This is a genomic window from Psychrosphaera saromensis (assembly GCF_002954545.1).
GTDB lineage: Bacteria > Pseudomonadota > Gammaproteobacteria > Enterobacterales > Alteromonadaceae > Psychrosphaera > Psychrosphaera saromensis.
Genome location: NZ_MSCH01000003.1, coordinates 1,311,204 through 1,324,654, shown reverse-complemented (window position 1 = coordinate 1,324,654; position 13,451 = coordinate 1,311,204). Strand labels below are relative to the sequence as shown.

Below are 13,451 nucleotides of genomic sequence, written 5' to 3'. Positions count from 1 at the left end.
ATTCCCTTTCGAAAACAACGATCGACTAATAAATTACAGGATTATTTAATGCGGTGTTTAACTAAAGAGAAATTATATTAAGGGGAATAAGATGGTGCCTCGACCCGGAAATTTGTCTGGAACAAGTTACTATTTCAATTCGTAGAGCTATTGCTAATGCTGGTATTGATGACTTCAGAGTACATGATTTTCGTCATACTTGTGCCAGTCGATTAGTTCAAAACAGCTTTAATCTAAAAGAAACTGCACACGTTTTAGGTCACTCAAATATTGGTACAACAATGCGCTATGCTCACCTTGAACAAACTCAAGTTGCTGAGAAAATGAAAGCTGTGATCGATCGGTTTAATGATTGATAGTAAAAATACTAACTTAGAGGAACATCGCTATAAAAACCGAAGATCAATACTTGTATGAAAATGTTATCATAGGGTATGTACCTTCTGAATAAATATTATAGCTTGCCCCAAGATAAAAATTTGATTTTAAAATTTTATGCTTATAGTTAACAGATAAGCCATAAAGACTTACTTTTTGTCGTTCTATTAATGATTCATCATTAATATTAAAGTGAGATTCTGTTCCCAGAATTCCTGAATACAATCCCCAGGTTGATTGTCGATTTAGTCGAAAATTTACGCCTACACCACTAACAATGAATGTGTTTTCATTTTCACTAAACGCACTAACAACACCTACCGTAACATATGAGTTAAATTTCTGATTACTTGCTGGAAGAAATATTTGACTACCCGCTCCACCATACTCAACCCCTATACCAACTTCTATAGGGATAGACTTATTGCTCGAAAAAGTGGGAAAAGCAGAAATACCTAATATAAAAAAAAGCAATGTATCAATCTTATTAAACATAATAATTTTAATCCATATCAATTTAAGATACATATTAAACACAATTAAAAGGAAATTAAATGAAAAAAATAATAATATTATTAATGCTATTAGTGACAAGCCAAGCTCACTCAAGTAGTACGTCAGATCCGTTTGATTACCTATATGACTTGTTCTTTGGAATAGATACTGACTGGGTTATTGATGAAACAGGTGCGGCTTACCCTGAACAAACTTTGATTCCCCACGGCATATTGTGCAAACGATAGGCATACGAAAAGTATTCAGAATATATAAAATTTGAATTTAATTATAAAACATGGGGAATATTAAGATGGTGCCTGACCCGGAGCATGAATGTCGGGAACATTCATCAACAGCCGAAGGCTGGCCCGTAGGGCGAAGTACATGGATGTACGGAGTCATCGAACCTCGCGAAGCGAGCGTTCGATTGTGTTGAGACACAATCTTATTCCCTTTCGAAAACAACGATCGACTAATAAATCACAGGATTATTTAATGCTGTGTTTAACTAAAGAGAAATTATATTAAGGGGAATAAGATGGTGCCTCGACCCGGAATCGAACCAGGGACACGAGGATTTTCAATCCTCTGCTCTACCGACTGAGCTATCGAGGCACATTATGTGCTTTGTATCTTATGCTTTAGACATGCATTTTTAACACTTTGCATTCTATAAAAGAAATGGTGCCGACTGCCGGAGTCGAACTGGCGACCTACTGATTACAAGTCAGTTGCTCTACCAACTGAGCTAAGTCGGCACATGATCTTTTACAAGAACATCATTAAATTGACACACTATTTACCGTTGGAAAGTAAATGGTGCCTCGACCCGGAATCGAACCAGGGACACGAGGATTTTCAATCCTCTGCTCTACCGACTGAGCTATCGAGGCCAATTTAACGGCAGGGAGGATAAATAATATCAGGGCAGATAGCAAATGAAATTTTGCAAATACCTAACTTACTTTGACTGCTTGCTCGATAATCAAACAAACACTTAAACCTAACGGCATTTTAAATGCTCTTTTCTTACATTCCCTAATTTTTTATATTTTGCGCGAAGAACTTGCACTGTAAAATTCAATAGCATAGTATCGGCTCGACTTGTCGGAGTGCCATCTACATTTTTGTAATGGCTGAGATCGCGAAAGCGGGATCCGTAGAACCTGATTCAGACTAATATCTGCGAAGGAAACAAGGGAATAAACACCAATCTTATTAAAGCTCGCACAGCGTGATCTTTAGTAGAATGGTCTTACAAAACTCCTGTATATCTACACTCCGTCTTTTGTGCTCAATTTTTTGAGCGAACTTACCAAAAGGCAGAAACCAATGACTAAACTTACTCGCCGCGAACGTCGCGCACAAGCCGAACAATTTTTAACAAACTGTTCAAATCAACGTTTTCCAAATTCTAAAAAAGTATATGTTGAAGGCAGCACTTACCCAATTAAAGTAGGTATGCGTGAAATCTCTCTGGCCGACTCATTTGTAGGCGGCACCCAGGAAAAGCCAATACTAGAACCCAACCAACCTATTCGTGTTTACGACACCTCTGGCCCTTATACCGACGAAGATACGCAAATCGACGTACACAAAGGCTTAGATAAATTACGTGCTAGCTGGATTGAAGCCAGAGACGACACTGAAGTATTGTCAGGCGCAACGTCTGGTTACAGTCAACAGCGTTTAGCCGACGAAGGCTTAGATCATATTCGATTTGAAAACCTACCTAAAGTACGCCGCGCTTTACCGGGCAAAAACGTTACTCAAATGCATTACGCTCGCAAAGGTATTATCACGCCAGAAATGGAATACATTGCCATTCGTGAAAACCTAAAACTCCAACAACTTAATGACGAAATGCTAACTCAGCAACACCCAGGACAAAGCTTTGGTGCAGTGGTTGGTAGTGCAGACATGCCAAGCGAAATCACGCCTGAGTTTGTTAGAGCTGAAGTTGCTAGAGGCCGTGCCATCATCCCTTCTAACATTAATCACCCAGAAGCTGAACCTATGATCATAGGCCGTAACTTTTTAATCAAAGTAAACGCCAACATAGGTAATTCAGCAGTATCTTCATCCATTGAAGAAGAAGTAGAAAAGCTAGTTTGGTCTACCAAATGGGGCGCAGACACGGTAATGGATTTGTCTACAGGCCGTTATATTCATGAAACCCGCGAATGGATTGTGCGTAACTCGCCAGTGCCAATTGGCACAGTCCCTATTTACCAAGCGTTAGAAAAAGTAAATGGCGTAGCCGAAGACTTAACATGGGAGATCTTCCGCGACACCTTAATAGAGCAAGCCGAACAAGGTGTTGATTACTTTACAATTCACGCAGGCGTATTACTCAGATTTGTACCTATGACGGCAAAACGCGTTACGGGTATTGTCTCACGTGGTGGTTCTATTATGGCGAAATGGTGTTTGTCGCACCACAAAGAAAACTTCCTTTACACTCACTTTGAAGATATTTGTGAGATTTGTAAAAAGTACGATGTGTCATTTTCATTGGGAGATGGTTTAAGACCCGGTTCAGTAGCCGACGCTAACGACGAAGCCCAATTTAGTGAGTTAAGAACCTTAGGTGAGTTAACCAAAATTGCGTGGCAGCACGACGTGCAAACTATCATTGAAGGTCCGGGTCATGTACCTTTGCACATGATCAAAGAGAATATGGAGCAGCAATTAGAACATTGTGGCGAAGCGCCATTTTATACTTTGGGGCCATTAACTACCGACATAGCACCGGGTTATGATCATATAACCTCTGGTATTGGTGCGGCCAATATTGGTTGGTACGGTTGTGCCATGTTGTGTTACGTGACACCAAAAGAGCATTTGGGTTTACCAAATAAAGAAGACGTTAAAGAAGGGTTGATCACCTACAAAATAGCCGCACATGCTGGCGATTTAGCCAAAGGCCATCCGGGTGCACAAATCCGTGATAATGCTTTGTCTAAAGCGCGTTTTGAATTCCGCTGGCACGATCAATTTAACTTAGGCTTAGATCCTGAACGCGCCCTTGAATATCACGACGAAACCTTACCGCAAGAGTCTGGCAAAGTAGCGCACTTTTGCTCTATGTGTGGCCCTAAATTCTGCTCTATGAAAATAAGCCAGGAAGTTAGAGATTACGCTGCTGAAATGGAAGCTAATGGAGAGTCTATCTCTATCAAACTGCTAGATGAAACCGTCAGTACCAATAAAGCTGAGTTAGAAAAGGCTATGCAAGAAAAGGCAGTGCTTGATGAAGCAAAAAAAGGTATGGCTGAAAAGTCGGCTGAATTTAAAGCCACTGGCAGTGAAATTTATCATCCAGCTAAATAACTATTGATTAGAACTTTAGGAAGTGAAGCTTTTATAAATAAGCGTAATGAATAGCTTTTATAAGTAGCACTTTGTTAACAGAGCTGGGGATAAAACTATTATGAAAATAGCCGTTGTTGGTGCGGGGTTAATAGGTCGCTTGAGTGCTTTGTCTTTAACAAGACAAGGCTATCAGGTGAGCCTGTTTGATAAGGACAGCAAACAAGCCAGGCAAAGTGCAGCTTATGCCGCTGGGGGATTATTAACTCCGCTGGGTGAGTCTATGAGCTGCGAACCTAACATAGTTGCAATGGGCTTTAGCGCGCTTAAAAAGTGGCCTGAGTTATTAGCCACGTTAGAAGACAAAGTCTATTTTCAACAACAAGGCGCTATCATGGTCAGTCATGAGCAAGACAAAGGTGACTACCAACGTTTTGCTCAACACCTTAGTAGACGTTATCCCCAACATACTGCTCAATCATTAAATAGACAGCAACTTACTGAGTTAGAGCCTGAACTGGCCCATAACTTTAGCCAAGGTTTGTTTTTACCCGACGAAGGGCAAATTGATAACCGCATGTTATTAACAGCCCTACAAAAACAGCTGGAGCTTGAACAGGTAAATTGGTTTGCCGGCGCTAAGGTTACTCAAATAAATAACCAGCCAGGTCATTGCCAGTTAACCGTGAATGAGCAAGTTCATACCTTTGATTTAGTTATTGATTGTCGAGGCGTTGGTGCCAGAACTGATCCGGCTCAGCACTCTAATCTACAAAGTGATCAGCACTTTACTGAGAAAAGCATGGCACTTACCGATTTACGAGCCGTAAGAGGCGAGTTGTTTCACTTGTTTGCACCTGAGGTGAATTTAACTCGGCCTGTCAGATTAATGCATCCAAGGTATCAGCTTTATATCGCCCCTAAACCCAATCATGTTTACGTGGTAGGCGCTACGGAAATAGAAAGTGACGACTTATCGCCAATGACAGTACGTTCTGCAATGGAATTACTCAGTGCCGCTTACAGTGTAAATGCTGGTTTTGCAGAAGCTAATATTCGTGAGCACATTAGCCAATTAAGACCTGCGTTTAGTGATAACCAACCACAAGTTTTAGTTGATGGCCGCTTGATTCAGGTGAATGGTTTGTATCGTCATGGTTTTTTAATTTCACCCGTTGTACTGGAACAAGTTGAGTTAGCTGTCTTAGCCCTAGACAAGTCGTCCGAGCTACAGCTGAAGCAAAATGAAAAGACTGGAACTGGAGCACAAATATGAAAATACATATAAACGGTGAACCGCTAAATCTAGAAAATGGCGCTAGTACCGAAGAAAATGGCAAGGTAAAAGACACAACCGTAGCCGACGCGTTACAACAATATTTGTCACAAAAGCAGCAAGAAATGAGTTTTGCCGTTGCCCTTAACAGTGACTTTGTCAATAAAAGCCAATACGCCAACAGGTTATTAAAAGATGGTGATTCTATTGACGTTTTATTTCCAATTCACGGAGGTTAACCATGAGTTTGAGCATTTACGGTGAAAAACTTAACAGCCGATTATTAATTGGAACGGCCTTGTATCCGTCGCCAGATATTATGAAACAAGCGATTTTAGCCAGTGGTTCGCAAGTGGTGACTTTGTCGTTAAAACGACAGAATCCACAAGAACAATCCGGACAACAAATTTGGCAATATATCCAAGATATAGTGAAGCAAACCAACGGATTTTTACTACCGAATACTGCCGGCTGTAAAACCGCTAAAGAAGCCTTTACCTTGGCGCAAATGAGTCGTGAATTATTTCAAACCTCATGGTTGAAGTTGGAAGTCATTGGCGATGATTACAATTTACAGCCCGACCCATTTGAACTGTTAAAAGCCACCGAGATGTTAATAAAAGATGGCTTTAACGTATTACCTTATTGCACCGACGACTTAGTGTTATGCCAACGTTTATACGATTTAGGCTGCGAAGTTATTATGCCGTGGGCTTCGCCTATTGGAACCGGCAAAGGTTTAATGAATCCATACAATCTAGAAACCATAAGACAACGACTACCAAAAGCCACGCTAATTTTAGACGCTGGCATTGGAAAACCGTCCGACGCTTGCTTGGCAATGGAAATGGGCTACGACGGTATTTTGCTAAATAGTGCTGTGGCGCTAGCGGATAATCCAGTGTTAATGGCCAGTGCATTTGCTAATGCCCTCACCTCTGGCGAGCAAGCTTATCAAGCGGGTTTAATGCAACAAAGACAAACCGCCCACCCAAGCACACCAACATTAGATACGCCTTTTTGGCATCAAAATTAGCAGGAGCGGAGCATGAGTCAATTAACCCAATACAAAAATGACAAAGCCACTGTTTGGACGATTGCTGGTAGCGATTGCACTGGCGGTGCAGGCATTCAGGCTGACACCAAAACCATGCACAACCTAGGGCTATTTGTTAGCACCTCTTCAGTTATAGGCTTAGAGGTTTGCTCTGTGATCACCGCCGTTACCGCACAAAATAGCTTTGGTGTAGAACAGATAAATGCCATGTCACAAGACGTGATCTTGTCGCAAATAAACGCATTAGAGCAGGAAAAGCCCGCAAGCGTTATCAAAATAGGCTTGTTAGCTAATAAGCAACAAGTAGAGTTAATTGCACAACAGATAACTAGATTTAAAAACAATTGGGTAATCAAACCCTTTATTGTTTACGACCCAGTGGCGGTAGCATCAAGCGGCGGTAACTTAACTGAAGATGACATTTTGCCTACTATCAAAGAAAAGCTATTGCCTTTAGTTGACCTACTGACTCCCAATGGCAAAGAAGTACAAAAACTCACTGGCGTATTTGCCTTTTCTTGGGATTGCTTAACTACAGCGGCAGAAAAAATATTAGCTTTAGGTGTTGGGGCAACCATTATCAAAGGTGGACATATTGAAATAGCTGAGAATAAAAGCATAGATTTTTGTACTGACGGCAAACAAGAATATTGGTTAAGCAGCGACAGAATAAATACGCAAAACAGTCACGGCACAGGCTGTACTTTTGCCTCTGCGTTAGCTGCATTATTGGCACTCGGTTATGCCTTAAAAGATGCGTTTGTAATTGCCAAAGCTTATATCAATCAGGGGTTAAAAATATCGAAGCAGCTAGGTGATAATAGGGCTCTATTTAAAGGAGCTGTCTGTCAAGGTGCATGGCCAAACGACATAAACGATTACCCAGAAGTATTAGTGGCAGGCTCCAAGCTTGCTGAGTCAATAGGCTGGACTGCTTCTAAAGAAGATCAGAAACAAGAACAGCATCAAGGCTTTTGTTCAGACTTTGCGTCTGTGGAAACCGACAAGCTTGGCTTATACCCAGTAGTGGACTCTATTGCTTGGCTAGAAAGGCTATTAAAAACTGGCGTTAGCACTATTCAATACCGTGAGAAAAAACTCACAGGTGATGAGCTAGAACTTGCTATCCAACAGGCCATAGCTCTTGGTAAACAATATAAAGCAAAGCTATTTATTAATGACTACTGGCAACTCGCCATTAAACATAAAGCCTACGGCATACATTTAGGCCAAGAAGATATTCAAACCGCCGATCTCAGCGCCATTAAAAAAGCGGGTGTGCGCTTAGGCATAAGTACACACGGGCATTATGAGCTATTAAAAATCAAGCAATACAAGCCCTCTTACCTTGCGGTTGGTGCTATATTTCCAACCAAAACCAAAGACATGACAGGGCAAATTCAAGGCGTTGACACGCTAGCGCATTTAGTTAAGTTAAATCCGACCATTCCTATGGTTGCTATTGGTGGTATTACGCTCGAAAAAGCACCATCGGTTTTGGCAACCAATGCAGGTTCTATTGCTGTGGTAACTGCAATTACAGAAGCCGATGATCCAGAGTGTGCGGTGCAAGAATTCCAACAGATCCTTCAACAGCAACATCTATTTCAACAACAACAGCTACTTCAACAACGAATAAGCAGAAATTGATATGGCAAGCTCTCAGCTAACAAGCTCTGAATTAACAGACGGGCAATTCATGCGTTATAACCGTCATATAATGGCGGATCACATTGGCGAAGCTGGACAACTCGCCTTCACCAAAGCAAAGGTCGTGATCATCGGAATGGGTGGTTTAGGCTGTACTGCCAGTCAATATTTAGCGGCATCTGGTGTTGGCCATATCACCTTAATTGATCATGACGTTATCGAAACCAGTAACTTGCAACGACAAGTACTTTATACAGTGCAAGATATAGGGAAAGCTAAGGTAGATGTTGCCAAATATCGGCTGAAAAGTTTAAATCCCTTAATTGACATTAAGGCAATCAAACAATCGGTTTTCGATATTAATCTATCTGATTTATTTGATAACACTGACATTGTTTTGGATTGTACTGACAATGCCAGCACCCGACATTTCATCAATGCCACTGCGGTTGAGAGTAAAATAAAATTAGTTTCAGCCTCTGCTATACAAGGCCAGGGCCAGCTGATCAGCTTTGACTTTACTTCGCGCTCTTCGCCAAAATCGCAGTCATCTAACGCGCCCAATGCGAATCCTTGTTATCAATGTCTATTTCCAGCTGGTGCTACTAATAACCTAAATTGCGCTACCTCTGGGGTTTTTAGTCCCTTGCTTGGTGTATTGGGCAGCTTACAAGCGACCGAAACATTAAGGTTAATATTAAATAAAACCAACAACCTCAATACACTCACATTATTTGATGCATGGGGAATGGAATTCAAACGATTTACTATCAACCAAGACCCGCAGTGTAAATGTTGCTCAGTATAAATACATAAAACTTAACTCAATGAATATAAAACAGTTTATATTCAACTATACTCATGTTTTGAGCTATTTTTTTACGTTATTTTGGAGAGCAGTTTTATATGGCTATACCTATTCCCCATCGTGTAAGTGGTTTTCTTCTTGGAGATCCTGCAGCAGTCGTCACTATAGATGCTTTTATTGATATTCAATGCCCTCACTCACTGGCTATCTGGCCGACATTACTTGAAGTATCAAAGCACTATCAAAATCAATCGGTGAGCTTAAGATGCCACTTGATAACACTAAGCAACCATAGACAAGCTTGGGATATGAGTTTAGGGTTGTTTGCGTTAGCACAGAATGATGCCAACAAATTTTATGACTTTGCATCCTTTTTATATGACCGCCAAGCGCAATTTTATAATGGCGTCTTTTTAAACAAAACTCACAACGACCTAATTCAGTTAGTTGCTGACTTTGCCCAAGAGCATGCCAACGTAGACCGCGAAGACTTTATTAAACGAATGCAAGATAACGACATATATATTAAAGCGCGTACGCCAATTCGTTATGCCGCAACCAAAGCGGTTTGGGCAACGCCTACATTGTTTATTAACAATGCAGATGATGTATCTGTTGATCATAAGTCGAGCTTAGCTCAATGGCAGTCGCTGATAGACCCTTTACTACAAAGCTATTATTAAAAACCAAGGAATAACAATGAGAACAAAAGTAGAATTCCCTAGCCAAGGACAAAACCTTGCAGGTTTACTTGAAACACCAGATCAAAAAATACGAGCTTATGTGTTATTTGCCCATTGTTTTACATGCGGCAAAGATGTCGCCGCCGCCTCCCGCATAAGTCGTTTTTTAGTTCAGCATGGCTTTGCTGTTTTCCGTTTTGATTTTACAGGTCTTGGCAACAGTGACGGTGACTTTGCCAATACTAACTTTTCGTCTAATACCGAAGACTTACTTGCTGCAGCTAGTTTTCTTGAGCAAAATTATGAAGCCCCACAATTATTAATTGGCCACAGTCTTGGCGGAGCTGCGGTTTTAGCTATGGCGGCACAATTACCAAAAGTAAAAGCCGTTGTGACTATTGGAGCGCCCTATGAAGCAAGCCATGTTATACACAATTTTCATGCTCATTTAGACACTATTGAAAGTGACGGCCATGCAAAAGTTAATTTAGGCACTCGTGAATTCACCATTAAAAAACAGTTTTTGGATGATTTACGCAGTCAAACAACTGAGCATATAAAGCATCTAAACAAAGCATTGTTGGTTATGCATTCGCCTGTTGATTTAACGGTAGAGGTTTCCGATGCGGAGAAGATTTACAAAGCGGCCAAACACCCAAAAAGCTTTGTTAGTTTAGATACTGCGGATCACCTTTTATCAAAATCAGCCGACAGCGAATACGTAGCGCAAATGATTTCTGGTTGGGCTAGCCGATATATTCCAGCCCCTAGCGTTGAGAGTCCAAGCGTTAGTAAAGGACATGTAATGGTAGCCGAGCTTGACCATAAATTTCAGCAGCAAGTATTCACCGACAACCATCACTGGTATGCCGACGAGCCAACCGCAATTGGCGGACAAAACTCAGGCCCCGATCCTTACGAGCATTTGTTAGCCGCGTTAGGTGCTTGTACTGCAATGACAATTAGGATGTATGCTAGCCATAAAAAAATCCCACTTGAACATGTAGAAGTATCTTTATCGCATGAACGTGATTATATCCAAGATGCTGGTAACACCGACGCACATGAACAAAAGATGGAGTCATTAATTCGTAAGGTTCAGTTAATTGGTGAGCTAACCAGCGAGCAAAGAGCTCGAATAATGGAAATTGCAGATAAATGCCCGGTGCATAAAACACTAAGTAACAATCCGCAAATTGTGACGATTGCAGTTGATAACTAAACGGCTGAAACACGGGTTTTAAAATAGTTTATTGTCGATATTTGGCTTTATGTTCATGCGGTTTATTACAAACAGGCAAAACATATAAGCCAAATATTTTAATCGCCAGCTTGGTTTAATCGGCTAAGCGGCTAATAAGCTAAGTGATTAATCTCGCCTAATAAGCAGCTAAGCTGATAAAGATACCCGCTAGAGTGGCACTCATTAAGTTAGATAATGTACCCGCAACAACCGCTTTAAACCCTAACCTTGCTATGTCATGTCGGCGATTTGGAGCTAAAGCACCTAAGCCCCCAACTAATATCGCAATAGAGGCTAAGTTAGCAAAACCACATAATGCAAACGTGATAATAACTTGTGTATGCTCCGTTAACGTATCTTTAATATCGACAAAGTTACTGTAAGCGATGAATTCATTCACCATAAACTTCTGGCCAATAAAGCTGCCAGCTTGTAAGGCTTCATCCCACGGCACACCAATAAGAAAAGCAATTGGCGAAAACATATAACCTAACAAGAGTTCAATGGTTACACCGTCAAACCCTAATAAACTTGCGATGCCCATAACTATGCCATTTAACAAGGCAATTAAGCCTAAAAATGCCAACAACATACCACCTACATTTATCGCCAGCTTGATCCCAACCGCTGCTCCACCAGCTGCGGCATCGATAATATTTACCGGTTTTTCTTCGTCAAGTTCATCAATACTTTCAACTGACTCTATTGGTGTTCCTTGCTCAGGCATGATGAGTTTTGCCATTAACAAGCCACCAGGGGCGGCCATAAAACAGCCAGCAATTAAGTATTTTAAATCTATCCCCAAAGCGGCATAACCAACCAGTATAGAACCCGCAACTGAGGCGGTTCCACCAACCATAACGGCAAATAATTGAGATTCGCTCATACGTCCAATAAACGGACGAACCACCAGCGGAGCTTCAGTTAATCCAACAAAAATATTAGCCGTTGCAGACATAGCTTCAGGTTTACTTATTCTAAGTAGCTTTTGTAATGCGCCACCTATGATTGCAATGACCTTTTGCATGATGCCTAAATAATATAAAACGGCGATAAGAGAAGAGAAAAAGATGATCACAGGCAAGACTTTTAACGCAAAAATAAAACCGCCATCGCCAAATAGCTCAGCCATTTTATCGCTGACTAACCCACCAAACAAAAAGCTTATTCCCTCGTGGCTGCTATTAATTACCCACTGAACGCCATTGGCCATGCTCAGTAAAATATCTTTTCCCACAGGTAGATAGAGAACAAATATGCCAAAACTGGCTTGAATAGCGAATGCTAATAATACCGTTCTTTTATTTATTGCTCGCCTATTACTCGACAACAATATAGCAAAAGCGACTAAAGTTATTATTCCAATAAAACCCATTATTACGTTCATATTCACTCTTTGTGTTTGTTGTCGTTTTTTTAACGTTAGTTAACGCGTAATTTTTTAACGGTTAGTTTTAGCGTGAGCCTAATTTTGCGGCTAACCTTACCACCATTGTTCAATAAGTGAATAGTATGTAGAATATATTTTCCTTATTTGAATACCTGAATGTTTAAGCCAAAAATATGGAAATATCGCAATTAACCCGCATTAATATTAACTTACTCGTTACCTTACAAGTTCTGTTGCAAGAACGTAATGCATCATCGTCTGCGGTTCGGCTTAATTTAAGTCAGTCGACTATCAGTAAGAACTTGTCTCAGCTTAGACATATATTCGCAGATCCGTTATTTCACCGTATTTCTCACGGTTTAATGCCAACGCCGTTAGCACAAGAATTAGAACCTAAATTAAACATAGCAATAAGTGCAATTAACGAGATCTTTTCACCGTCTAAATTTGACCTAAAAAAGTATCAAGGCTGTTTTAAAATTTCGATGCAAGAAAGCGCATTCGAATTTGTCCTGTCAAAAGTCATGCAACGAGTGTTAGATGAAGCGCCTAACATGCAAATAGACACTTGGTTCAAAGACAGTATTAGCATTGAACAGTTAAACCAAGGTCGACTAGATTTTGTCATTATTCCGCACGACACTGGCCAAAAACCGAATTTAAACAACCAACTTCACAGTGAAGAATTGTATCGAGATGATCTGGTTTGTTTAGTACGAAAAACAAATCCAATCCTACAAACTAACTGGGATCAACAGGCTTATTTAGCCAGTAAACATATCCACGTTAAAGATAATGAGCTTGGCATGCCTATGTTTGATCAGTCTTTATCTAAATTAGGATTCCAACGAAATGTCGCCATACAAGTACCAGACTTTAATGCCGCAACCAGCTTGTGCAGTCATTCAGATCTGGTATTTACTACGACGACAAGCTGGGCTGACTCGGTTTTAAAATCTAATCAATTAGTAAAACTGAGTATGCCTTGTCAGTCTGATCCCGTTGTTTATTCTCTTATTTGGCATCAACGTAGCGAAACTAACCACGCCCATACTTGGTTACGTAAACAATTATTAAGTGTTTTTACTAACTAGGTTATGCATTTATTATTTGAATTTAAGAGCAAAAAAAAACGTCTCTTAAACAAGAGACGCTG

At 40.6% G+C, this 13,451-nt stretch carries 13 protein-coding genes, 3 tRNA genes and 1 riboswitch; of the genes, 11 read left to right on the top strand and 5 right to left on the bottom strand.

Going from position 1 to position 13,451, the window contains the following annotated elements:
- Positions 1-71 precede the first annotated feature (71 nt).
- Positions 72-356, top strand: a complete 285-nt coding sequence (locus BTO11_RS16695; RefSeq protein WP_105053673.1) for a tyrosine-type recombinase/integrase — start codon at positions 72-74, stop codon at positions 354-356.
- A 46-nt stretch (positions 357-402) separates the two neighbouring features.
- On the opposite strand, the gene BTO11_RS06220 is transcribed toward BTO11_RS16695, so the two are convergent.
- Positions 403-873, bottom strand: coding sequence for a hypothetical protein (locus BTO11_RS06220; RefSeq protein ID WP_146105466.1), 471 nt, complete (start codon positions 871-873; stop codon positions 403-405).
- Positions 874-932: 59 nt separating this feature from the next.
- Here BTO11_RS06220 and BTO11_RS06215 point away from each other — a divergent pair, with 59 nt between their 5' ends.
- The gene (locus BTO11_RS06215; RefSeq protein ID WP_105051787.1) at positions 933-1,121 is read left to right on the top strand and encodes a hypothetical protein; all 189 of its coding nucleotides are present in this window, start codon (positions 933-935) and stop codon (positions 1,119-1,121) included.
- 294 nt (positions 1,122-1,415) lie between these two features.
- Here BTO11_RS06215 and BTO11_RS06210 read toward each other — a convergent pair.
- The 3 genes from BTO11_RS06210 to BTO11_RS06200 form a co-directional block, all read right to left on the bottom strand.
- Positions 1,416-1,491: transfer RNA gene (locus BTO11_RS06210), tRNA-Phe, on the bottom strand.
- Positions 1,492-1,558: 67 nt separating this feature from the next.
- Positions 1,559-1,634 (bottom strand) — tRNA-Thr (locus tag BTO11_RS06205).
- A gap of 59 nt (positions 1,635-1,693) precedes the next feature.
- Positions 1,694-1,769, bottom strand: a tRNA-Phe gene (locus BTO11_RS06200).
- A gap of 205 nt (positions 1,770-1,974) precedes the next feature.
- A riboswitch (TPP riboswitch) is annotated at positions 1,975-2,087 on the top strand.
- Between the two features lie 121 nt (positions 2,088-2,208).
- Between BTO11_RS06200 and thiC the strand changes: the two genes are divergently transcribed.
- The 8 genes from thiC to BTO11_RS06160 all read left to right on the top strand — a co-directional run bounded on the left by thiC (position 2,209) and on the right by BTO11_RS06160 (position 10,884).
- Positions 2,209-4,209, top strand: a complete 2,001-nt coding sequence (gene thiC, locus BTO11_RS06195) for a phosphomethylpyrimidine synthase ThiC (RefSeq protein WP_105051786.1) — start codon at positions 2,209-2,211, stop codon at positions 4,207-4,209.
- A 100-nt stretch (positions 4,210-4,309) separates the two neighbouring features.
- Positions 4,310-5,464: an FAD-dependent oxidoreductase gene (locus tag BTO11_RS06190; protein ID WP_105051785.1), complete on the top strand. Its 1,155-nt coding sequence runs from the start codon at positions 4,310-4,312 to the stop codon at positions 5,462-5,464.
- Positions 5,461-5,703, top strand: a complete 243-nt coding sequence (thiS, locus tag BTO11_RS06185; protein ID WP_105051784.1) for a sulfur carrier protein ThiS — start codon at positions 5,461-5,463, stop codon at positions 5,701-5,703. The genes BTO11_RS06190 and thiS overlap by 4 nt, the downstream gene beginning before the upstream one ends.
- Before the next feature lie 2 nt (positions 5,704-5,705).
- Positions 5,706-6,500 (top strand): thiazole synthase, encoded by a 795-nt coding sequence (locus BTO11_RS06180; RefSeq protein WP_105051783.1) that lies wholly within the window; start codon positions 5,706-5,708, stop codon positions 6,498-6,500.
- A gap of 12 nt (positions 6,501-6,512) precedes the next feature.
- Positions 6,513-8,171 (top strand): thiamine phosphate synthase, encoded by a 1,659-nt coding sequence (thiE, locus tag BTO11_RS06175; protein ID WP_105051782.1) that lies wholly within the window; start codon positions 6,513-6,515, stop codon positions 8,169-8,171.
- A 1-nt stretch (position 8,172) separates the two neighbouring features.
- The gene (locus BTO11_RS06170; RefSeq protein ID WP_105051781.1) at positions 8,173-8,979 is read left to right on the top strand and encodes a HesA/MoeB/ThiF family protein; all 807 of its coding nucleotides are present in this window, start codon (positions 8,173-8,175) and stop codon (positions 8,977-8,979) included.
- A 98-nt stretch (positions 8,980-9,077) separates the two neighbouring features.
- Positions 9,078-9,662: a DsbA family protein gene (locus BTO11_RS06165; protein WP_105051780.1), complete on the top strand. Its 585-nt coding sequence runs from the start codon at positions 9,078-9,080 to the stop codon at positions 9,660-9,662.
- Between the two features lie 16 nt (positions 9,663-9,678).
- Complete coding sequence (locus tag BTO11_RS06160; RefSeq protein WP_105051779.1) at positions 9,679-10,884, top strand: bifunctional alpha/beta hydrolase/OsmC family protein; 1,206 nt, start codon at positions 9,679-9,681, stop codon at positions 10,882-10,884.
- Between the two features lie 157 nt (positions 10,885-11,041).
- On the opposite strand, the gene BTO11_RS06155 is transcribed toward BTO11_RS06160, so the two are convergent.
- Positions 11,042-12,292 carry a NupC/NupG family nucleoside CNT transporter gene (locus BTO11_RS06155; protein WP_105051778.1) on the bottom strand — a complete coding sequence of 417 codons (1,251 nt, stop codon included), beginning with the start codon at positions 12,290-12,292 and terminating at the stop codon, positions 11,042-11,044.
- 176 nt (positions 12,293-12,468) lie between these two features.
- Here BTO11_RS06155 and BTO11_RS06150 point away from each other — a divergent pair, with 176 nt between their 5' ends.
- Positions 12,469-13,389 carry a LysR family transcriptional regulator gene (locus BTO11_RS06150; protein ID WP_105051777.1) on the top strand — a complete coding sequence of 307 codons (921 nt, stop codon included), beginning with the start codon at positions 12,469-12,471 and terminating at the stop codon, positions 13,387-13,389.
- The last annotated feature ends 62 nt before the right edge of the window (positions 13,390-13,451 follow it).

What these genes read in the sequence shown, in the direction of transcription:
- BTO11_RS06220 (WP_146105466.1), bottom strand. Translation starts at nt 873, where the DNA reads ATGTTTAATAAGATTGATACATTGCTTTTTTTTATATTAGGTATTTCT.
- BTO11_RS06215 (WP_105051787.1), top strand. Translation starts at nt 933, where the DNA reads ATGAAAAAAATAATAATATTATTAATGCTATTAGTGACAAGCCAAGCT.
- thiC (WP_105051786.1), top strand. Translation starts at nt 2,209, where the DNA reads ATGACTAAACTTACTCGCCGCGAACGTCGCGCACAAGCCGAACAATTT.
- BTO11_RS06190 (WP_105051785.1), top strand. Translation starts at nt 4,310, where the DNA reads ATGAAAATAGCCGTTGTTGGTGCGGGGTTAATAGGTCGCTTGAGTGCT.
- thiS (WP_105051784.1), top strand. Translation starts at nt 5,461, where the DNA reads ATGAAAATACATATAAACGGTGAACCGCTAAATCTAGAAAATGGCGCT.
- BTO11_RS06180 (WP_105051783.1), top strand. Translation starts at nt 5,706, where the DNA reads ATGAGTTTGAGCATTTACGGTGAAAAACTTAACAGCCGATTATTAATT.
- thiE (WP_105051782.1), top strand. Translation starts at nt 6,513, where the DNA reads ATGAGTCAATTAACCCAATACAAAAATGACAAAGCCACTGTTTGGACG.
- BTO11_RS06170 (WP_105051781.1), top strand. Translation starts at nt 8,173, where the DNA reads ATGGCAAGCTCTCAGCTAACAAGCTCTGAATTAACAGACGGGCAATTC.
- BTO11_RS06165 (WP_105051780.1), top strand. Translation starts at nt 9,078, where the DNA reads ATGGCTATACCTATTCCCCATCGTGTAAGTGGTTTTCTTCTTGGAGAT.
- BTO11_RS06160 (WP_105051779.1), top strand. Translation starts at nt 9,679, where the DNA reads ATGAGAACAAAAGTAGAATTCCCTAGCCAAGGACAAAACCTTGCAGGT.
- BTO11_RS06155 (WP_105051778.1), bottom strand. Translation starts at nt 12,292, where the DNA reads ATGAACGTAATAATGGGTTTTATTGGAATAATAACTTTAGTCGCTTTT.
- BTO11_RS06150 (WP_105051777.1), top strand. Translation starts at nt 12,469, where the DNA reads ATGGAAATATCGCAATTAACCCGCATTAATATTAACTTACTCGTTACC.